Origin of the sequence: Cellulomonas sp. NPDC058312, from assembly GCF_042880135.1 — a bacterium.
GTDB lineage: Bacteria > Actinomycetota > Actinomycetes > Actinomycetales > Cellulomonadaceae > Cellulomonas.
The window spans coordinates 308,795-329,636 of sequence record NZ_JBHVZE010000001.1 but is presented as its reverse complement, the minus strand read 5'-3'; the positions used below and the strand labels follow the sequence as shown (position 1 = coordinate 329,636).

Sequence of the window (20,842 nt, the reverse complement as noted above, 5' to 3'; positions counted from 1 at the left end):
GGGCGCCCGGTGGCGGTGGCCGGGGCCCCGTGGGCCTACTCGTGGTCGGGTCCTGCCCGCCCGGCTGGGTGGTCGGGCCAGGACCCTTCCACACACCCCGCGGGCGGGTGCGGGGCACGTCGGTCGAGCGGGTCAGGCCGTGGGGGCGACCGGGTAGCCCTCGGACGGCTGCACGACGACGAAGCCCGGGCCGTGGAACGCGTACTGGAACGCCTCGCCGGTGCCGCCGCGCAGCAGCGAGCTGACGTTCATGCTCGACACGACGCCCGGGGTGAGGTTCGCCGACCAGCAGACCGCGGCGTTCGGGTCGACGTACGTGGGCTGCTGCGAGCAGTCGAGGATCATCGGCTGGCCGTGCGACGTCATCGCGACCATGCCGTGACCCTGGATCAGGGTGTTGAAGAACCCGCCGGTCATCATCCCCGCGCCCTTGGTGCGGTGGATGTCCCACTGCAGCTCGGCGTCGAACGCCAGCAGCGACGACCCGCCGACGCTGATCGCGTCACCCTCGAGCTGGAGCAGGAACACCGTCTCGGCCGCGCGGGCGAAGAACACCTCGCCGGGACCGGAGACCCGCATCAGCGGCTGGTCGTCGGCGCTGATCGCGCGCTTGACGAACCGGGCCAGCGAACCGGACGACTCGTGGTGGAACTGGACCTGGCCCTGGTGGGCGACCATCGCGCCCTTCGCCGCGAGCACGTCGGGGCCGAGCGTCACCTTGAGCATCTTCGAGCTCTGCAGGGTGAAGCGGTCGGCGGTCTGGACCTCGGCGTTGACCTGGTCGAACAGTGGGCTGCGCATAGGCCGATCATGCCGGACCGGGCTGCGGCGCGCGGCCCGGTCCACCCGTTCGGACGTCGGCGCCCGGCGGACGTCAGCGCCCGCCGGCCCTCACAGCTTGGTGACGGGCGAGTACCGCAGCAGCAGACGCTTCGTGCCTTCGGTGCCGAAGTCGACCTTCGCGACCGCGTTGGGCCCGCCGCCCTCGACGGCGACCACCGTGCCCAGCCCGTAGGCGTCGTGCGTCACCCGGTCGCCGATCGCGAGCGTCGGGATCGCGGCGTCCGGACGCGGGGTGGCGGAGCCGAAGGTCGCCCCGCCGGAGCCGGGCGCCTTCGTGGGCTGGCCCGCGCGGGACGCGGCGGTGCTCTTCTTCCAGCCGCCCGACCCGGACCCGCTCGACCCGGACCCGCCCGAGCCGCTGCCGGACCCGCCGTAGCCCGATCCGGACGCGTACCCGGACCGGCCGCCGAGGAACCCGCCGGGGCCACGCAACCGGTCGTTGCTGGACTCGCGGCGCCGCCAGTCGACGAGGTCGTCGGGCAGGTCGTCGAGGAACCGGCTCGGCGGGAACTCGTTCGGCACGCCCCACGCGGTGCGCACCGCGGCGCGCGAGATGTAGAGCCGCTGCCGGGCGCGGGTGAGCCCGACGTACGCGAGCCGCCGCTCCTCGGCGAGCTGGTCGGTGTCGGCGAGCGACCGCATGTGCGGGAACGTGCCGTCCTCCATGCCGGTGAGGAACACCACCGGGAACTCCAGGCCCTTCGCGGTGTGCAGCGTCATCAGCGTGATGACGCCCTGGTCGGGCTTCGCCTCGCCGTCGTCGTCGCCACCGTCGTCGGAGGGGATCTGGTCGGAGTCCGCGACCAGCGACACCCGCTCGAGGAAGTCCGTGAGGTCGCCCTCGGGCTCGGCCTGCTCGAACTCGGTCGCGACGGCGTGCAGCTCGGCCAGGTTCTCGACGCGGGTCTGGTCCTGCGGGTCCTCGCTGGCGCGCAGCTCGGCGAGGTAGCCGCTGCGGTCGAGCGCCACCCCGAGGATCTCCGCGGGGCCGGCGCCCGACTCCACCAGGTCGCGGATGTCCGCCATCATCTGCGCGAACCCGCGCAGCCCCGTGATCGCGCGGGTGCCGAGCCCCGGGACCTCCTCGACCCGGTCCAGCGCGGCGCCGAACGAGATGCGCTCGCGCTCGGCGAACGCGGCGACCATCGACTCCGACCGGTCCCCCAGCCCGCGCTTCGGGACGTTGAGGATCCGGCGCAGGTTCACGTCGTCGTCCGGGTTCGCGACCGCGCGCAGGTACGCCACGGCGTCCTTGATCTCCCGCCGCTCGTAGAACCGGGTGCCGCCGACCACCTTGTACGGCAGGCCGACGCGGATCAGCACCTCCTCCAGCGCGCGCGACTGCGCGTTCGCCCGGTAGAAGATCGCGACGTCGCCGGGGCGCACCCCGTCGGAGTCGCCGAGGCGGTCGATCTCCTCCGCGATGAAGCGGGCCTCCTCGTGCTCGCTGTCCGCGACGTAGGCGACGATCTTCGGGCCGGCGCCGGAGTCGGTCCACAGCCGCTTCGGCTTGCGACCCGCGTTCTTGCTGATCACCGCGTTGGCGGCCGACAGGATGGTCTGCGTCGACCGGTAGTTCTGCTCGAGCAGGATCGTCGTGGCGTCCGGGTAGTCGGCCTCGAACTCCATGATGTTGCGGATGCTCGCGCCGCGGAAGGCGTAGATCGACTGGTCCGCGTCACCGACGACCGTGAGCTCGCCCCGCGGCAGCCCGTCGTCCTCCGTCCCCGCGCCGGCGAGCTCGCGGACCAGCACGTACTGGGCGTGGTTGGTGTCCTGGTACTCGTCGACGAGCACGTGCCGGAACCGGCGCCGGTAGTGCTCGGCCACCGCGGGGAACGCCTGCAGCAGGTGGACCGTCGTCATGATGAGGTCGTCGAAGTCCAGTGCGTTCGCCTGCCGCAGCCGCTGCTGGTAGCGGGTGTAGACCTGCGCGAGCGCCTGGTCGAAGTCGCTGCCGGACGCGCCGCCGGACGTCGCCGCGAACTGCTCGGGGTCGACCAGCTCGTCCTTGAGGTTCGAGATCTTCGACGCCAGCGCCTTCGGCGGGTACCGCTTGGGGTCGAGGTCGAGCTCCCGGGCGACCAGGGTGAGCAGCCGCTGCGAGTCCGCCGCGTCGTAGATCGAGAACGAGGTGCGCAGGCCCAGCGTCGTCGCCTCGCGCCGCAGGATCCGCACGCACGCGGAGTGGAACGTGGAGACCCACATCGACCGCGCGGACGGCCCGACCAGCGCGGCGACCCGCTCGCGCATCTCGGCCGCGGCCTTGTTGGTGAACGTGATCGCCAGGATCTCGCCCGCCCGGGCCCGCCGGGTGGCGAGCAGGTGCGCGATCCGGTGGGTCAGCACCCGCGTCTTGCCCGACCCGGCGCCCGCGACGATGAGCAGCGGACCCCCGTGGTGCAGGACCGCGGCGCGCTGCTCGGGGTTCAGCCCGTCCAGCAGCGCCTCCGCGTCGACGGACGGGGCACGGCCGTGCCCGGTCTCGTCGCGCCGGTCCGGGCGGGCGTCGGCGTCGTCCGCCGCGTCGGCACGCGGCGGTACGGCAGCCGGCAGGCGACCGAGGTCGGAGAGGGCGAGTCCGGGCAGCGGGAGGTTCTCGAAGAGCGACGTCATGGCGGGATCCAGCCTAGGCGTCCCCACCGACACGGCCGAGCCGGGCCGGTACGGCCGGCGGCACCGTCACCGCCAGAGGACGGCGACCAGCACGTTGACGAGCGTCAGCCCGAGCACCGCGCCGACGGTCCCGCGGGTGACCTTCTCGGGCTTGCGGCTGCCGTACCAGACCAGCCCGGTCACGACCAGCGCGACCAGCAGCTTCACCGCGATCTTGGCGTTGTCCGGAGGCTCCAGGTCGCCGACCTCGGCCGAGCGCAGCCCGACCATCACGATGCCGGTGACGAGGGCGGTGAGGGCGCCGTGCAGCGCGCCCTTCGGGAGCTCCGACGTGCGCAGGGTCACCAGGCAGCCGCCGAGCACGATGGCCCAGCCGACCAGGTGCAGCACGACGAGCAGGCCGTAGACGAGATCCATGGGGGTCCTCCCGGGGTGGGACGAGGGGGGGCGTCCGGCCCATCGTCCCACGCCGCCGTGCGACGATGCCGGACGCGGCAGCGCCGCGCACCCCGTCCCCACCTGCACGAACGAGGCCCCATGTCGACGCCCGTCCCGCCGCCGTACTCGACCCCCGACCAGCCCGTGCCGCCCCCCGGCGCGGCCTACCCCGCCCCCGGTGGCGCGTACCCCGCCCCCGGTGCGGCCTACCCCGCCCCCGGTGGCGCGTACCCCGGCCCGGGCGCGCCCTCCCCCGCGCAGCCGTCCGCCACGCTCGCGATCGCCGGGCTCGTGACGTCCGTCCTCGGGTGCACGGCCCTGGTCGGGCTCGTCCTCAGCATCGTGGCGCTCGTGCGGGTCCGGCGCGGCACGGCCTCGGGGCGCGGCCTGGCGATCGCCGGGATCGTGGTCGGCGCGCTGTGGCTGGTCGTCGGTGTGGTCGTCGCGTTCGGCTTCACCGGCCTGTTCGTCGGCATCTTCCAGACCTGCGCGGAGCTCGGCGACGGCGTCCACCAGGTCGACGGCGTCACCTACACCTGCAACGTCTGACCCGTCGGTGGGCGGCGGGCACCGGCCGCCTCAGAGCAGCCGGCGCGCCGCCGCCCACCGGGTCAGCTCGTGCCGGGACGACAGCTGCAGCTTGCGCAGCACGGCCGACACGTGGGTCTCGACGGTCTTGATCGAGATGAACAGCTCCCCGGCGACCTCGCGGTAGGAGTAGCCGCGGGCGATCAGCCGCATGACCTCGCGCTCGCGGGCGGACAGGCGGTCGAGCTCGTCGTCGCCGGTCGCGACGTCGCCGGCCGCCGTGCCGAACGCGTCCAGCACGAACCCGGCGAGCCGGGGCGAGAACACCGCGTCGTCGCCGGCGACGCGCAGCACGGCGTCGCACAGGTCGGGTCCGGAGATCGCCTTGGTCACGTACCCCCGGGCGCCCGCGCGGATCACCGCGACCACGTCCTCCGCCGCGTCGGACACCGACAGGGCGAGGAACCGGGTCCCCGCCAGCAGGTCCTGGCACGCGCGGATCACCTCGGCGCCGCCGCCGCCGTCCCCGCCGGGCAGGTGCACGTCGAGCAGCACGACGGGCGGCCGGGTCGCGTGCACGACCTGCACGGCCTCGTCGACCGTCGCCGCCTCGCCGACCACGCGCACCCGCGCGTCGAGCGAGGCCTTCACCCCCGCGCGGAACATCAGGTGGTCGTCGACCAGCACCACGTCGACCGGGGCGTCGTTCATGCCTGCACCGTCCTCTCGTCGTCGGCGGGACCGGTCGGCCCGCCCCCGCCCGGCGTCGCCTGCGCGCCACCCGTCGCGGGTGCGCCGTGCGGCGCCCCACGGTCCAGCGGCACCCGCAGCCGCACCTCCGTGCCGCCGCCGTCCTTGCACACCACCGCCGCACGACCGCCGCGCCGGCGCACCCGGCCGAGGATCGACTCGCGCACCCCGAACCGGTCGGCGGGCACGGCGTCGGGGTCGAACCCCTCCCCGCGGTCCCGGACGAAGACCTCGACCTCCTCGGGTCCGGCCTCCAGGTACAGCGACACCGGCGGGCGGCCGTGCCGCACCGCGTTCAGCAGCGCCTCCCGGGTGGCCTGGAGCAGCGCGTCGGTGTTCGCGTCCGGCGCGGTGTCGCCGACCACGACCGTCTCGATGGTGACGGCCTCGCCGTCGGGTCCGGTCCGGGTGTCCTCGATCTCGGCGACGATCGCGGCCAGCACCGCCGCGACCGACGTGCCCGGCTCCGGGCGGTCGTCGTAGAGCCACGCCCGCAGCTCGCGCTCCTGCGCGCGGGCCATCCGGGCGACCTCGGTCGGGTCGTCGGCGCGCGCCCGGATCAGCGCGAGCGTCTGGAGCACGGAGTCGTGCAGGTGCGCCGCGATGTCGGCGCGCTCGGACTCGCGGGCCCGCGCGGCACGCTCGTCGCCGAGCTCCCGCACCAGGCGCAGCCACCACGGCGCGAGCACCAGGGCGACGCCGCCCAGCACCGCGACCGCGGCGATCATCGACTGCACGAGCGTCCCGGGCGTCGCCTCCTGGCCGACCAGCAGCAGCACGCCGACGCCCGCGATCACGAGCCCGCCGACCAGGCGCAGCACGCTGACCGGCCCGCGCAGCCCGCCACGGCGCTCCCGCTGGACCGCGTCGAGCTGGCTCCACGCGAGCGCCGCGCCCGCGACGAGCAGCAGCACGGGCACCACCCAGCTGCCGACCACGTCCGCACCGGACCGGGCCAGCAGCAGCGCGACGGCGCCGGCGAGCAGCGCCACGCCGATCGCGATCTGGGTCCACGGCAGCCGCCGCAGCCGGACGACGACCTCGCTCTCCTGCTGCCGGGCGAGGCGGGACAGGGCCGCCGGCCGCTCGGCCTCGGCGACCGCGACCGCGTCCCCGACGGGCACGGTGACCCACCAGAACACGTAGAGCAGCACGCCCACGCCCCCGAACGGCACGAGCAGCACGAGCAGCAGCCGCACCATCCGCACGGACACGTCGAGGTGCAGCGCGACCGCGGCCGCGACCCCGCCGAGCACGCGGCCGCGCTCGGGGCGGCGCAGCGGCAGCCGGGTCGTCGGTTCCATGCCCCGATCGTCACACGTCACCGCGCCCCCCGGACGCCACCCGGACCAGGACCAGGGGCGCCCCCGGGTGCACTCAGGGGCGGATCAGGGGGGTACCCGATGCCCCCGGGGTCCCCCGGCGAGCAGGATCGGAGCATGACGAACGACAGCGCCGACCACGGGTCCGGCACCGGCACGCCGCTGGGCGGGCCGGGTGGGCACAGCGCCCCGGGCCCGGTGCCGCCCCCGGCACCCCCGACCGACGGCAGCGGGATGAACGGCTTCTTCGCGGCGATCCGCCGCACCGGCGTGTCCCGGTCCTCCGACCGCTGGGTCGGCGGGGTCGCCGGCGGCGTCGCCACCCGGTTCGGCATCGACCCGCTGCTGGCCCGCGGCCTGGTCGGCGTGACGATGCTCATGGGCTTCGGCCTCGTGCTCTACGGCCTGGCGTGGGCGCTCCTGCCCGAGCAGTCCGACGGCCGGATCCACCTCGAGGAGACGATCCGGGGCCGGTTCGACATCGCCCTGCTCGGGGCGATCGCCCTGGTCGTCCTCGGCCTGAGCGCCGGCGACTGGTGGTTCAGCTGGGGCCCGTTCGACTCCGGCTGGCTCGGCGGCCTCGCGTGGGTCGCGGCGATCGTCGCCGGCTGCGTGATCCTCGTCAACGCCCTGCGCCGCGACCGGGTGGGCCGCCCGGGCCCGCCCGCGTGGCAGCCCCCGTACCAGGAAGGACCGTCCCCGATGAGCAGCACCGGCCCCGTGGGCCCCACCCCCGCGGCGAGCACGCCGCGCCCCGCGGGCGCCGAGGCACCGCGCCCGCCGTACGCGAGCGCGTCCTCCCCCGCCCCGACCTACCCGGGGCAGCAGCACGCCGGGCCCGCGCCCACCGGCCCGTCCTACCCCGGCCCGGCGCCGACCTGGTCCGCCGGTCCGCCGCCCGCACCGCCGCGCGGCTGGTCCGCCCAGCCCCCGGTGCCCCCGCAGGGCCCGCCGCCGCGGCCCGTGCGTCCCCCGAAGCCGCCCCGCCGCGGTCCCGGCACCGCCGTCACGGGCGTGGTGGTCGGCGTGATCCTCATCGGCCTCGCGCTGCTGCTGGTCGCCGACCGCACCGGCGCCTACACCGGCCCGATCGCGTCCGTGGTCGTCGGCGGCTCGGTGCTGCTGGTCGGGCTCGGGATCATCGTGTCAGGCCTGCGGGGCCGCACCGGCGGCGGGCTCACCGCCCTCGCGATCGTCGGCATCGTCGTCGCGGGCCCGGCCGTCGCGTTCGGCGACGGCGACGACGTCACCTGGGACGACGGTCCCTCGTTCCGCGACCACGACGTCACGGTGACCTCCCGCGCGGACGCCGAGGACGGGTTCTCGTTCGGCATCGGCAACGCCGTGGTCGACCTGACCGAGGTCCCGCTCACCGACGACACGCTCGTCGTGCCGATCGACGGCGGCGTCGGCGACGTCCGCGTCATCGTCCCGGAGGGCGCCGCCGTGAGCGCGGAGGTGACCTCCGGCGCCGGGGAGATCGAGTGGCTCGTCGACGGCCGCTCGTCCGGCAGCGACGGCGTCGGCAACCAGCGCCGGTTCACCAGCGACGCCGTGTCGGAGGGCCGGGACGCGCAGATCGCGCTGTCCGTGGACCTCGGCATCGGCAGCATCACCATCGAGGAGAACTGATGACCAGCACCGACCGCACCCCCGGCGACACCCCCGAGGACGGCACCCGGCCGCAGGACGCGACCGAGCGGATCCCGGTCGGCGGGACCGACCCCGGCACCGACGAGACGCAGCGGCTCGACACCGTCGACGCCACGCAGCGCATCGACGCGGACGAGACCCAGCAGATCGACGCCGTGGACGCCACGCGCACGTTCGGCACGGTCGAGGCGGACGCCGACGAGCACGTCGTCGACCCCGCTCCGGCCCCGGCGCCCGCCGCCTCGGCCCCCGGCCCGGCAGCCGCCCGGTGGGCCGCGACCCCGACGCCGCCCGCCGCCTCCCCCGCGCCGCCCGCCGCAGCGCTCCCGCCGCTCCCCCTGCCCGAGGACCGCGGCCCGCGGGCCGGGACCGTCGTGTGGGGCCTGGTGGTCGCGGCCGTCGGCATCGGCATCCTCGCGCTCGCTGCGGGGGCGGAGATCGACGGCCAGCTCGCGCTGATCGTGCTGCTCGCCGCCGCAGGTGTGGCGCTGCTGGTCGGGTCCGTCGTCAGCTCGGCGCGCCGCCGCGGCCGCGAGGGCCGCACCGCCACCCCGGCCGGGACCGGCGCAGCGGGTCGCTGACCCGTCACGCCGAGGCACGACGCAGGCCGGGCACGACGCAGGGCCGGGACCTCGTGGGGGTCCCGGCCCTGCGTGCGTGCGGTGCGTGGATCAGGCCTTGAGGCCCTCGCCGGTGACCGTCGTGGCGTCCCGCGGCTCGACGACCGTGGCGACCTTGCGGCCGGCCAGGACGAAGAGGGCGTAGCCCACCAGGACGAACATGATGCCGAGGCCCATGACCAGCGCGGCGACGCCGAACGCGACGACCGAGGTGAAGAGCGAGGCCCGCAGGAACGAGCCGTTCATCGCGACGGTCCGCAGCGGGTCGTCCTGCTCGAGCTCGGCGTAGGTCTTGCCGTCGGTCGCCTTGAGCGCGTGCTCGGCGATGATGTCGGCCTGCGCGAACGCGGTCCACGGGCTGGTGACCGACTGGCCGCCGAACGCCGCGGCGTCCTCGGAGACGGTGATCTTCTCGTCCGCGAGGTGGCTGGAGATCATGCCCCAGGTGACGCCGCCGGCGATGACCAGGACGATGCCGGCGATCGCGGAGATGATGCCGATGACGCGAGCAGCCTTCGAGCCGCCCGTCGCTGCCACGGTAGACATGTGGTGTTCCCTTCAGATACCCCCGGTGCGGACCGGCCGTCGGCCGATCCGGTGGAACCTGCGAGCCCCACGGGAGAGAGCCTGCTACCCCCGGCGGCCGCGATGCGGGACGTAGGTCATGCCTGCGGCCCAGTTCCGCTTCGTGACTGCGTGCACAAAGTGCGGATTCCCGCAGATCAGGCCTTTGGTCCCACGGCCCCGCACCCATTCAGCCTAGGACATAGGTCCTGGTCGCAGCCAGGAACGGCGTCGCCGCGGTGACACCGGAACGGCCCGGCACCCCGTTCGGGGTGCCGGGCCGTCGCACGCGCGGGGTCGAGCCGCGCGTCACTCCCACTCGATGGTGCCCGGCGGCTTGCTCGTCACGTCGAGCACCACGCGGTTGACCTCCGGCACCTCGTTGGTGATCCGGGTCGAGATGACCGCGAGCGTCTCGTAGGGCAGGCGGGTCCAGTCGGCGGTCATCGCGTCCTCGGACGACACCGGGCGCAGCACCACGGGGTGGCCGTAGGTGCGGCCGTCGCCCTGCACGCCCACGGAGCGCACGTCGGCGAGCAGCACCACCGGGCACTGCCAGATCTCGCGGTCCAGGCCGGCGCGGGTCAGCTCCTCGCGGGCGATGAGGTCCGCGGCGCGGAGCACGTCGAGCCGCTCCTGCGTGACCTCGCCGATGATGCGGATGCCCAGGCCGGGGCCGGGGAACGGCTGCCGCCAGACGATCGCCTCGGGGACGCCGAGCTCCAGGCCGACCGCGCGGACCTCGTCCTTGAACAGGGTGCGCAGCGGCTCGACCAGCTCGAACTGCAGGTCGTCGGGCAGGCCGCCGACGTTGTGGTGCGACTTGATGTTCGCCGCGCCCTCGCCGCCGCCGGACTCCACGACGTCCGGGTACAGCGTGCCCTGCACGAGGAACTTGACCTCCTCGCCGTGCGCACCGGCCTCCTCGACGACCTCGCGCGCCGCCGCCTCGAACACGCGGATGAACTCGCGGCCGATCATCTTGCGCTTGGTCTCCGGGTCGGTGTGCCCGGCGAGCGCCTGCAGGAACTGCTCGCGGGCGTCGACGACCTTGAGGTTCACGCCGGTCGAGGCGACGAAGTCCTGCTCGACCTGCTCGGCCTCACCGGTCCGCAGCAGGCCGTGGTCGACGAACACGCAGGTGAGCTGGTCCCCCACCGCCTTCTGCACGAGCGCGGCCGCGACGGACGAGTCCACGCCGCCCGACAGCCCGCAGACGACGCGGGCGTCGCCGACCTGCGCCCGGATCCGCTCGACCTGCTCGGCGATGACGTTGCCGGGGTTCCAGTCCGGCGCCAGGCCCGCGCCCTCGTAGAGGAAGTGCTCGATCGTGCGCTGCCCCAGCGGGGAGTGCTTGACCTCGGGGTGCCACTGGACGCCGAACAGGCGGCGCTCCCGGTTCTCGAACGCCGCCACCGGCGAGCCGGCCGACGTCGCGAGCACCTCGAAGCCCTCGGGCGCGGCGTGCACCGCGTCGCCGTGGCTCATCCAGACGGTCTGCTCGTCCGGGCTGCCGGCGAGCACCGTGCCGCCCGCGACGACCTCGACGGGCGTGCCGCCGTACTCGCGGTTGCCGGTCTGGGCGACGGTGCCGCCGAGCGCCTTGGCCATCGCCTGGAACCCGTAGCAGATGCCGAGCACCGGGACGCCCGCGTCGAACAGCGCCGGGTCGACGAACGGCGCGCCGTCCGCGTACACCGACGACGGCCCGCCGGACAGGATGATCGCGGCCGGGTCCTTGGCGACGAGCTCGGCGACGGACGCGGTGTGCGGGACGATCTCGGAGTAGACGTTCGCCTCGCGGACGCGGCGGGCGATCAGCTGCGCGTACTGGGCGCCGAAGTCGACGACGAGGACGGGCCGGTGCTGGTCCGGCTGGTCCGGGGCGGGCAGGGGCACGGCGGAGGCGTCGGTCACCCCACCAGGGTAGTGCGCCTCAGGAGCCGGAGCGGTCGCCGATCCGGCGCTGCCGGCTGATCTCGGTGCGCAGGCTCTCGTGGAAGTCCTCGGCCACCGCGAGCTGCTCGCGCAGCGCCCGGGCCCGCTCCTCGGCCGCCAGCCGGTACATCACGAGCCGCTCCAGGAGGGCGTCGTGGTCCTCCTGGGTGAGGCCGGGCTCGTTCAGCCGGTCGAGCACCCCGAGCAGGTCGCCCATCTCGTCGAGGGAGAAGTCGAGCGGCTTCATGCGCTTGATCAGCTCCAGGCGTGCGATGTCGGGCTCGGTGTACAGGCGGAAGCCGCCGTGGGTGCGGGCCGATGGCCGGACCAGACCGACCTCGCCGTAGTAGCGGATCGTGCGCAGGGACAGCCCGGTGCGCTCCGCGACCTCGCCGATCTGCATGTGCTGCAGCGGCACGGCGGCACCTCCTGTCGGGTCTGTGGCGCCGTCAGCATAGCCACGGGTGACGCGACCCTCCTCTCACGTGAGCGTCGGTGCGGCGGTGTGAAGATCCGGTGCGGGTCGTGGCCGCTCGGGACGCGGGTGTTCCCCGGCCCGGCCTGGTCGGCATACCTTCCGTTGCGTGAGAGATGATGTCGCACCCGCCCTGCCGGGCACCGGCCACGCCGCCGCCGTGCCCGGTGGCACCCGCCCCGCGCGGCTGCCCGGGCTGGACGCCCTGCGCGGGTTCGCCGTCGCCCTGGTGCTGCTCAACCACGCCGCCCCCGACCGGTTCGGCGCGGCGGGCGTCCTCGGGGTGACGATCTTCTTCGCGCTGTCCGGCTGGCTCATCACCGGTGTCCTGGTGCGCGAGCTCGAGCGGCACGGCCGGGTGCGGTTCGGGCGGTTCTACGCCGCACGGGCGCTGCGGCTGTACCCGCCGCTGCTGCTGATGCTCGCGGGCTACGTGGTGGTCGAGGGCGCATTCGACGTCCTCGGCGAGGCGCACCTCGTGCCCGAGTCGCTGGTCGCCGCGCTGACCTACACGATCAACGTCCCCGGTCTGCCGCACGGCAGCGAGTCGCTCTACCACTTCTGGACCCTGGCGACGGAGGAGCAGTTCTACCTGGTCTGGCCGCTGCTGCTGCTCTGGGCCTGGCGGCGGGGGCTGCTGCGGGCCGCGGTCGCCTGGGCGGTGGTCGGCACGCTCCTGGCCTGCCTGCTCACGCTGCTGCTCGTCGTCCCTAACGTCGCGCGCGTCTACGCCCTGCCCTCGTCGTGGGGTGCCGCCCTGCTGATCGGCTGCGCCGGGTACCTCGGCCGCGACGCCCTGGCGCGCGGGCTGCCCGGGTCGCCACGCGCCCGCCGGACGCTCGAGGTGGGCGTCGTCGTCGCGCTGCTCGCGGGGACGCTGCTGCCCGGTCTGGCGTCGCACACGTCCTGGTACGTGCTGGGCGTCCCGACGGTGGCCGTCGCGACCGTCGTGCTGATCTCGTACACGTCCCGCTGGCGGCGCCTGCCGACGCCGGCGCTGCGGCCCGCCGTGGCGCTGGGCACCGTGTCCTACGCGGCGTACCTGTGGAACGGCGCCCTCGCGCGCTGGTTCGGCCACCCCGAGGACCTCCCCGGCGCGGTGGCGGTGCTGGGGCTGACCCTGATCGCGGCGACCGCGAGCTGGTGGCTCGTCGAGCGTCCGGTCGCCCGGTGGCGTGCGCGGCGGGCGGTCACGGCGAGGGAGGTCAGCGCCCCGGCGTGATCCGCGCGACCGCCTCGGCGTGCACCCGCCGCTCCAGCACGAACGACATCACCGGCACGACGCCCGCGAGCGCCATCGTCGCCAGCCGGCCCAGCGACCAGCGCATCGCGGACCAGAGCTGGACGACCGTGACCAGGTACACCACGTAGATCCAGCCGTGCACGATCGCGATCCAGGTCCCCAGCACCGGCTCGGGGGACCCGGAGGCGTCGACCCCACCCGCGTGGAACACGTACTTGAGGACCATCTCCAGGCACAGGACCAGCAGCATCGTGCCGGTGACGAACGCCATCACCCGGTAGCGCGTCAGGCGTCCGGCGGACCCGGCGGGCGCGGGACGCGGCGCCGGGGCGGCGGGCGCGGGGGCCGGCTGCGCGGTCGCGGGGGTCGGCTGGCCGGTGGGCTCGGTCATGACGGGGAGGTCCTCTCGGCGGGATCGCGGGTGCGCTGCCGATTCTCGCCCACCCCGAGCCCAAAACCCGTGTCGCTGTGTCGGGGGTCACCCGTAGCGTGGTCGGCCGTGCGACCCCTTCCCCTCCCCGACCCCGGGCACCCGCCGCTCACCGGCCCGTTGCGCCTCATGTTCTGGCAGGCGCGCCGCCAGCTCGGCGTGCTCCTCGGGGCGACGGCCGTGGCCGTGGTCGGCAACGTCGCCGCCGCGCTGATGCCCTGGCAGCTCGGCCGCGTCGTGGACGGCGGGCTGGACGCGGGGCTCGGGCGGGCGCTGTGGCTCGGCTGCCTCGGGCTCGCCGGGCTGGGCCTGGTCCAGGTCGGGGCGAACGTCTGGGGACACCGGCTCGAGGTGGAGAACTGGCTGCGCGCGGCGTTCGCGTCCTCGCAGCAGATCGGCCACCACGTCACGCGCACCGGCGACGCGATCACCGCCCGGCTGCCCACGGGCGAGGTCGTCGCGACCGTCGCCTCGGACGCGCTGCGGATGGGCGAGGTGTTCGCGATCCTGCCGCGGCTCGTCGGCGGGGTGGCCGCGTACCTGACGCTCGGGGCGGTCCTGCTGCGCACGTCGGTGCCGCTGGGGCTGCTCGTGCTGCTGGGGCTGCCGGTCGTCGTCGGCGTGCTGTCGTCGCTCGTGCCCGCCCTGCAGAAGCGGCAGTCCGAGCAGCGCGAGGCCACCGGCCGCCTGACGACGCTCGGCGCCGACACCGTCTCGGGGCTGCGCATCCTGCGCGGCATCGGCGGCGAGGACGTGTTCGCGGCGCGGTACCGGGCGCAGTCGCAGCGGGTGCGCGCCGCGGGGGTCCGGGTGTCGCAGACCCAGTCGCTGCTCGACGCCCTCCAGACGCTGCTGCCCGGGCTGTTCCTCGCGGTGGTGGTGTGGGCGGGGGCGCGGCTCGCGCTGGACGGCCGGATCACGCCGGGGCAGCTCGTGTCGTTCTACGGGTTCGCGGCGTTCCTCACGCAGCCGCTGTGGACCGCCAGCGAGGCCATCCGCGTCACCACCCGCGCGGTCGTCGGCGCCCGCAAGATCATCGGCGCGCTGTCCGTGCCGGCCGCGGGCTCCGACGACCCCGCGGAGCCCCAGGCCGGACCGCCGCCCGGCGAGCCGCTGGTCGACGAGGCCAGCGGGTTCGTCGCCGCGCCCGGCCGGCTCACCGCCCTGGTCGGTGCCGACCCCGACGAGTCCGCGCGGATCGCGCTGCGGCTCGGCCGGATGGGCCCGCCCCGGGTCGGCACGGGCGACGAGGACGCCGACGACGCGGGTGCGGAGGCCACGCGGCCGGCGCGGCCCGACCCCGCCGACGTCCCGCTGTCCCGCGTGCGGTGGGGACGCACCGTGCTGGACCGGCTCGCCCTCGCCGAGGTGCGCGGCCGGGTCGTGGTCGCCGAGTCCACGCCGCACCTGTTCACCGGCGTGCTCGCCGACGAGCTCGACGTGCGCGGCGGGTCCTCGCGCGACGACCTGCGCACCGCGATGACCACCGCGGACGCCGGCGACGTCCTCGACTCCGTGCCCGGCGGGCTCGACGGCGAGGTCGAGGAGAAGGGCCGGTCGCTGTCCGGCGGGCAGCGGCAGCGCGTCGCCCTCGCCCGGGCGCTGCTGACCGGCGCGGAGGTGCTGGTGCTGGTCGAGCCGACGAGCGCGGTCGACGCGCACACCGAGGCCCGGATCGCGCGCCGACTCGCCGACGCCCGCCGCGGGTCGACGACCGTGGTGGTCACCGCGAGCCCGCTGGTGCTGGACGCGGTGGACGAGGTCTCCCTGGTCCGCGACGGGCGCGTCGTCGCCACCGGGCGGCACCGCGACCTCGTCACCGCCGCGGACGACGTCGGCCGGGCGTACCGCGCCGTCGTGTCGCGCGCCGACGACCCCGCCGACGTCCCCGCGCCCCGCCCGGGACCGGGCACCCAGCCGGGCACCGAGCCGGGCACCGACCAGGAGGCACCCCGTGAAGCTGCCCGTCGCTGACGGACCCGCGCTGCGCCGCCACACCACGGCCCTGCTGCGCCGGCACCGTCGCGGCCTGGCCGTGGTGGTGGTGCTGCACGTCCTGGCCGCGACGGCCGGGCTGGCGGGCCCGTGGCTGCTCGGCCGGCTGGTCGACGCGGTGGTCGCGGGCACGACGGCGTCGGCGGTCGACCGCACCGTGCTCGTGCTCGTCGTGGCCGTCCTCGCCCAGACCGTGCTGATCCGGTACGCACAGCGCTCCGCGATGGTCCTCGGGGAGACGGTCTTCGCGGACCTGCGCGAGGAGTTCGTCGGCACCGTGACCCGGCTGCCGCTGTCCACCGTCGAGCGCGCCGGCACCGGGGACCTGGTCGCGCGGACCACCACGGACATCGACCGCGTCCAGTACACGGTCCGGTTCGGCGTGCCGCGGATCCTCGTCACCGTCGCGACCATCACGCTCACCGTGGTCGCCGCGGTCCTGACCAGCCCCCTGGTCGCGCTCGGGCTGCTCGCGGGCCTGCCGCTGCTGCTGCCCGTGACCCGCTGGTACCTGCGCCGCGCGGCGCCCGCCTACCTGCGCGAGTCCGCCGCGTACGCCACGCTGAACGGCACGATCACCGAGTCGGTCGAGGGCGCGCGCACGGTCGACGCCCTCGGGCTCGGGGCGCGACGCCGGGCCCGGGTCGACGCGGACCTGCGCGAGGCGTTCGCCGCCGAGAGCCGCACGCTCGACCTCCGCACCGTGCTGTTCCCCGGGGTCGACCTGTCGTTCGTGCTGCCGGTCGTGGCGGTGCTGGCCTGGGGCGCCTACCTGGTGTCGACCGGGGACGCCACGGTGGGCGCGGTCACCACGATCGCCCTGTACGCGACCCAGGTCATCCACCCGATCGGCGAGCTGATCTTCTGGCTCGACGAGATCCAGGTCGGTGCGACGTCCCTGGCGCGGATCCTCGGCGTCGCCGACGTCGCCCCCGACCGCACCGCCCGGGACGCCCGCCCCGAGGGCGACGACGTCGAGGCCACCGGCGTCCGGTACGCCTACCGCCCCGGCCACGACGTGCTGCACGGCGTCGACCTCGCCCTGCGTCCCGGGGAGCGGCTGGCGGTCGTCGGCCCGTCCGGCGCCGGGAAGTCCACGCTCGGCCGGATGCTCGCGGGCATCCACCCGCCCACCGGCGGCACCGTGACCGTCGGTGACGTGCCGCTCGTCGACCTGCCGCTCGACGAGCTGCGCGGGCACGTCGCCCTGGTGACCCAGGAGCACCACGTGTTCGTCGGGCCGCTCGCCGACAACCTGCGCCTCGCGGACACCGGCGCCGACGACGCCGCGCTGGAGCGCGCGCTCCGGGCGGTCGACGCGTGGGACTGGGTCGAGGCCCTTCCTCAAGGCCTCGAGACCGAGGTCGGCTCGGGTGGGTTCCCGCTCACCCCGGCGCAGGCCCAGCAGGTCGCGCTCGCACGGCTCGTGCTGCTCGACCCGCACACCCTCGTCCTCGACGAGGCCACGTCGCTGCTCGACCCGCGCGCCGCCCGGCACCTCGAGCGGTCGCTGTCCGCGGTGCTCGAGGGCCGCACGGTCGTCGCGATCGCGCACCGCCTGCACACGGCGCACGACGCCGACCGGGTCGCCGTGGTGGACGCGGGACGGATCAGCGAGATCGGTCCGCACGACGACCTGGTGGCCGCGGGCGGGGAGTACGCGTCGCTGTGGCGGTCGTGGCAGCGGGAGTAGGGCCCGCTACGCCGACGCCGGTCCTGCGGGAGCCGCGCCCGCTGACTCGTCCGGCTCCTCGTCGCGCAGCTGCTCGTCCTTGAGCAGCCGCACCCACAGGAACACCGCGAACCCGCCGAACACGAACCACTGCGCCGCGTACCCGAGGTTCTGGATGTTCAGCCCGGTGCCGGAGCGCGTCGGCGGCGGCAGCAGCTCGATGCCGGCTGCCTGCGCGGGGTCGGCGTCGGTGAGCACCGCGTAGCCCGTCCAGATCGGCCCGCCCCACACGCCCAGCAGCTCGGCGGACGAGATGCTGTCCGTCGTGCCCGGCTCCGCGGCGTCGTGCGGCTGGCCGGAGTCCTCGGAGCCCTGGAGGTAGCCGGTCACCCGCACCTCGCCGTCGGGCACCGCGACCAGCGGGTCGCTCGCGTCACCGCTCGCGACCCAGCCGCGGACCACGGGCAGCACGGCGCCGTCGGCGGCGGGGTCGTCGGACGCGACCCGCAGCGGGGTCAGCACGAGGTAGCCGGTGCGGCCGCCCAGCGCCCGGTCGGTGACGAGCAGCTGGCCGGCGGCGTCGTACTCCCCCGTGACCTCGACGTGCCGGCCGACGAGCCCGCCGTCGAACGGGGACTGCGGCGCCAGCACGTCCTCGAGCGGGACGGCGGGCTGGGCCTCGATCTCCGCGAGCCGCTCGGCCTGGGCGCGCGCGCCGCGGACCTCGGCGCGCTCCAGCTGCCACGCCCCGAGGCGGCCGCAGACCGCCGCGGCGGCGAGGAACAGGACCAGCAGGCCGATCATCCGCGGGGTGCGGGCGACCTGCCACAGGGTCGGGCGGTCCGGGGCTCCCGACGCGGGCGCGTCGCCGGCTGCGGGCGCGTCGGGCGGGGTGTCGGGCACCGCAGCACGGTACCCGGCGGACCTGGGGGGTCGCCTCGCCGCCCGTCGTCCCCAGGGTCCGCCCGGGGGCTCGCCGCGGGTGAACCGATGGGGTTGGATGGCAGAGGCCGCCGCGGCGGCCACGGGGCGGGTAGGTCGGACGTCCCGGGAAACGGCGCGACGCGCCGCAAGGCTGGTGGTCGTCCGGGGGGAGCACGTCCGGACCCACGGCACATCCGTGGTTGCGCGACAACGGGGAGAGACATGAGTACGACGACGTCGCAGCTCGCCACCTGGCGGACCGGCTCCGGCCAGCCCGTCTCGGACGAGACGCTCCGACGCATCGACGCCTGGTGGCGGACGGCGAACTACCTGTCGGTGGGGCAGATCTACCTGCTGGACAACCCGCTGCTGCGGGAGCCGCTCACGCGTGACCACGTGAAGCCGCGCCTGCTGGGGCACTGGGGCACCACCCCGGGTCTGAACTTCCTGTACGCGCACCTGAACCGCGTCATCGCGGAGCGCGAGCAGTCCACCCTCTACCTCACCGGCCCCGGCCACGGCGGCCCGGGTCTCGTCGCCTCCGCGTACCTGGACGGCACGTACTCCGAGGTCTACTCCGACATCACGCAGGACGCCGAGGGCGTGCGCCGGCTGTTCCGGCAGTTCTCGTTCCCGGGCGGCATCCCGAGCCACGTGGCCCCGGAGACCCCCGGCTCGATCCACGAGGGCGGCGAGCTCGGCTACGCGCTGTCCCACGCGTACGGCGCGGTGTTCGACAACCCCGACCTGCTGGTCGCGGCCGTCGTCGGCGACGGCGAGGCCGAGACCGGCCCGCTGGCGACGTCCTGGCACTCGAACAAGTTCATCGACCCGAAGGCGGACGGCGTCGTCCTGCCGATCCTGCACCTCAACGGGTACAAGATCGCCAACCCGACGGTCCTGGCGCGCATCCCCGAGGAGGAGCTGCTCGCCCTGATGACCGGGTACGGCCACAAGCCGCACCTGTTCGTCGGCGGGTTCGACGGCGAGGACCACGCCGCGGTGCACGCCCGGTTCGCCGAGCTGCTCGACACCGTCATGGACGAGATCGCCGAGATCAAGGCCCGCGCGGCCGCGGGCGACGAGACCCGCCCGTCGTGGCCGATGATCATCTTCAAGACCCCGAAGGGCTGGACCTGCCCGCCCGTCATCGACGGCAAGCAGGTCGAGGCCTCCTGGCGCTCGCACCAGGTGCCGCTCGCCAGCGCCCGCGACACCGACGAGCACCTGCACGTCCTCGAGGACTGGCTGCAGTCGTACAAGCCGGAGGAGCTGTTCGAGGCCGACGGCTCGATCAAGGCCGAGATCACCTCGCTGACGCCCCCCGGGACGCTGCGGATGAGCGACAACCCGCACGCCAACGGCGGGCTGCTGCTCAAGGACCTCCGGCTGCCCGACTTCCGCGACTTCGCGGTCGAGGTCCCGGTGCCCGGCGGCTCGATCTCCGAGGCGACGCGCGAGCTGGGCAAGTACCTCACCGAGGTGATCCGCCGGAACCCGGACAACTTCCGGATCTTCGGCCCGGACGAGACCGCCTCGAACCGCCTGCAGGCCGTCTTCGACGTCACCGACAAGGTGTGGAACGCCGAGTACCTGCCGACGGACGAGGGCGACCACCTGGCCCGGATGGGCCGCGTCGTGGAGATGCTGTCCGAGCACCAGTGCCAGGGCTGGCTGGAGGGCTACCTGCTCACGGGCCGCCACGGCCTGATCACGAGCTACGAGGCGTTCATCCACATCGTCGACTCGATGTTCAACCAGCACGCGAAGTGGCTGAAGGTCACGAACCACATCCCGTGGCGCCGGCCCATCGCGAGCCTGAACTACCTGCTGTCCAGCCACGTGTGGCGCCAGGACCACAACGGCTTCAGCCACCAGGACCCGGGCTTCATCGACCACGTGGTGAACAAGAAGGCCGAGATCGTCCGGGTGTACCTGCCGCCGGACGCGAACACCCTCCTGTCGACGTACGACCACTGCCTGCGCAGCCGGCAGTACGTCAACGTCGTGGTGTCCGGCAAGCAGCCCGCGCCGAACTTCCTCACGATGGACGAGGCCGTCGCGCACTGCACCCGCGGCCTGGGCATCTGGGAGTGGGCCGGCACCGAGGTCGAGGGCGAGGACCCGGACGTCGTCCTGGGCTGCGCCGGCGACGTCCCGACGCTCGAGGTGCTGGCCGCGGCCGACATCCTGCGCCGCGAGCTGCCGGACCTCAAGGTCCGCGTCGTCAACGTCGTGGACCTCATGCGCCTGCAGGACGAGCGGGAGCACCCGCACGGCCTGTCGGACCGCGACTTCAACACGCTGTTCACGACCGACAAGCCGATCGTGTTCGCGTACCACGGCTACCCGTGGCTGATCCACCGCCTGACGTACCGCCGCAAGGGGCACAAGAACATCCACGTGCGGGGGTACAAGGAGGAGGGCACGACCACGACGCCGTTCGACATGGTCATGCTGAACGACCTCGACCGGTTCCACCTGGTGATCGACGTCATCGACCAGACGCCGTCGCTCGGCTCCAAGCACGCGGGCCTGCGGCAGCGCATGGTCGACGCGCGGCTCCGGGCGCACGAGTACACCCGCGAGCACGGCGAGGACCTCCCCGAGGTGCGCGACTGGGTCTGGCCCGACGCCGGCGAGACCGGCACCGAGGTCGGGGGCCCGCAGCAGAACGCCACCGCCGCGACCGGTGGTGACAACGAGTAGTGAGCACGAGGCCGATGGCCCGCACCGCACCGGTGCGGGCCATCGGCCGTCCGGGACCTAGGTCACGGACGGTGGGCCGGCAGGGCTGTCAGCGCCGGTCGCGGGCCCCCGGCGTGGCACGG

17 protein-coding genes are annotated in these 20,842 nt (G+C 74.8%); 7 read left to right on the top strand and 10 right to left on the bottom strand.

From position 1 onward, the window contains the following. Positions 1–132: 132 nt before the first annotated feature. From ACFVXN_RS01540 to ACFVXN_RS01530, 3 genes are all read right to left on the bottom strand, one after another. Complete coding sequence (locus ACFVXN_RS01540; RefSeq protein ID WP_389226191.1) at positions 133–801, bottom strand: AIM24 family protein; 669 nt, start codon at positions 799–801, stop codon at positions 133–135. Between the two features lie 90 nt (positions 802–891). Next, entirely contained in the window at positions 892–3,459 is a 2,568-nt protein-coding gene (gene pcrA / locus ACFVXN_RS01535; protein ID WP_389226188.1) for a DNA helicase PcrA, read from the bottom strand. A 66-nt stretch (positions 3,460–3,525) separates the two neighbouring features. Beyond that, positions 3,526–3,876: a hypothetical protein gene (locus ACFVXN_RS01530; RefSeq protein WP_389226185.1), complete on the bottom strand. Its 351-nt coding sequence runs from the start codon at positions 3,874–3,876 to the stop codon at positions 3,526–3,528. A 120-nt stretch (positions 3,877–3,996) separates the two neighbouring features. On the opposite strand from ACFVXN_RS01530, the gene ACFVXN_RS01525 reads away from it, so the two are divergent. Further along, a complete protein-coding gene (locus ACFVXN_RS01525) occupies positions 3,997–4,446 on the top strand; it encodes a DUF4190 domain-containing protein (protein ID WP_389226182.1) in 450 nt (149 codons plus the stop codon). 30 nt (positions 4,447–4,476) lie between these two features. Here ACFVXN_RS01525 and ACFVXN_RS01520 read toward each other — a convergent pair whose 3' ends face one another. Then, positions 4,477–5,136: a LuxR C-terminal-related transcriptional regulator gene (locus ACFVXN_RS01520; RefSeq protein WP_389226179.1), complete on the bottom strand. Its 660-nt coding sequence runs from the start codon at positions 5,134–5,136 to the stop codon at positions 4,477–4,479. Beyond that, entirely contained in the window at positions 5,133–6,479 is a 1,347-nt protein-coding gene (locus ACFVXN_RS01515) for a PspC domain-containing protein (protein ID WP_389226176.1), read from the bottom strand. Before ACFVXN_RS01515 ends, ACFVXN_RS01520 begins: the two co-directional genes overlap by 4 nt. Before the next feature lie 135 nt (positions 6,480–6,614). Between ACFVXN_RS01515 and ACFVXN_RS01510 the strand changes: the two genes are divergently transcribed. Together ACFVXN_RS01510 and ACFVXN_RS01505 are read left to right on the top strand one after the other, a co-directional pair. Continuing rightward, the gene (locus tag ACFVXN_RS01510; protein WP_389226173.1) at positions 6,615–8,129 is read left to right on the top strand and encodes a PspC domain-containing protein; all 1,515 of its coding nucleotides are present in this window, start codon (positions 6,615–6,617) and stop codon (positions 8,127–8,129) included. Then, the gene (locus ACFVXN_RS01505) at positions 8,129–8,731 is read left to right on the top strand and encodes a hypothetical protein (RefSeq protein ID WP_389226170.1); all 603 of its coding nucleotides are present in this window, start codon (positions 8,129–8,131) and stop codon (positions 8,729–8,731) included. The genes ACFVXN_RS01510 and ACFVXN_RS01505 overlap by 1 nt, the downstream gene beginning before the upstream one ends. Positions 8,732–8,821: 90 nt before the next feature. Here ACFVXN_RS01505 and ACFVXN_RS01500 read toward each other — a convergent pair whose 3' ends face one another. The 3 genes from ACFVXN_RS01500 to ACFVXN_RS01490 form a co-directional block, all read right to left on the bottom strand. Further along, positions 8,822–9,316, bottom strand: coding sequence for an aromatic ring-opening dioxygenase LigA (locus ACFVXN_RS01500; RefSeq protein ID WP_389226167.1), 495 nt, complete (start codon positions 9,314–9,316; stop codon positions 8,822–8,824). Positions 9,317–9,643: 327 nt separating this feature from the next. Then, the gene (gene guaA / locus ACFVXN_RS01495) at positions 9,644–11,251 is read right to left on the bottom strand and encodes a glutamine-hydrolyzing GMP synthase (RefSeq protein ID WP_389226164.1); all 1,608 of its coding nucleotides are present in this window, start codon (positions 11,249–11,251) and stop codon (positions 9,644–9,646) included. A gap of 19 nt (positions 11,252–11,270) precedes the next feature. After that, complete coding sequence (locus ACFVXN_RS01490; RefSeq protein WP_389226161.1) at positions 11,271–11,690, bottom strand: MerR family transcriptional regulator; 420 nt, start codon at positions 11,688–11,690, stop codon at positions 11,271–11,273. 166 nt (positions 11,691–11,856) lie between these two features. Between ACFVXN_RS01490 and ACFVXN_RS01485 the strand changes: the two genes are divergently transcribed. Beyond that, positions 11,857–12,969: an acyltransferase family protein gene (locus ACFVXN_RS01485; RefSeq protein WP_389226158.1), complete on the top strand. Its 1,113-nt coding sequence runs from the start codon at positions 11,857–11,859 to the stop codon at positions 12,967–12,969. Here ACFVXN_RS01485 and ACFVXN_RS01480 read toward each other — a convergent pair. Then, the gene (locus tag ACFVXN_RS01480; protein ID WP_389226155.1) at positions 12,953–13,381 is read right to left on the bottom strand and encodes a DUF3817 domain-containing protein; all 429 of its coding nucleotides are present in this window, start codon (positions 13,379–13,381) and stop codon (positions 12,953–12,955) included. The two genes, ACFVXN_RS01485 and ACFVXN_RS01480, sit on opposite strands and share 17 nt — an antisense overlap. A gap of 108 nt (positions 13,382–13,489) precedes the next feature. On the opposite strand from ACFVXN_RS01480, the gene ACFVXN_RS01475 reads away from it, so the two are divergent. Beyond that, on the top strand, positions 13,490–15,394 hold the full coding sequence (locus ACFVXN_RS01475) for an ABC transporter transmembrane domain-containing protein (RefSeq protein WP_389226152.1): 1,905 nt from the start codon (positions 13,490–13,492) through the stop codon (positions 15,392–15,394). Beyond that, positions 15,375–17,108: an ABC transporter ATP-binding protein gene (locus ACFVXN_RS01470; RefSeq protein WP_389226149.1), complete on the top strand. Its 1,734-nt coding sequence runs from the start codon at positions 15,375–15,377 to the stop codon at positions 17,106–17,108. Before ACFVXN_RS01475 ends, ACFVXN_RS01470 begins: the two co-directional genes overlap by 20 nt. A 6-nt stretch (positions 17,109–17,114) precedes the next feature. On the opposite strand, the gene ACFVXN_RS01465 is transcribed toward ACFVXN_RS01470, so the two are convergent. Beyond that, a complete protein-coding gene (locus ACFVXN_RS01465; protein ID WP_389226146.1) occupies positions 17,115–17,990 on the bottom strand; it encodes an SURF1 family protein in 876 nt (291 codons plus the stop codon). 243 nt (positions 17,991–18,233) lie between these two features. On the opposite strand from ACFVXN_RS01465, the gene ACFVXN_RS01460 reads away from it, so the two are divergent. Then, the gene (locus tag ACFVXN_RS01460) at positions 18,234–20,720 is read left to right on the top strand and encodes a phosphoketolase (protein WP_389226143.1); all 2,487 of its coding nucleotides are present in this window, start codon (positions 18,234–18,236) and stop codon (positions 20,718–20,720) included. Positions 20,721–20,842 lie beyond the last annotated feature (122 nt).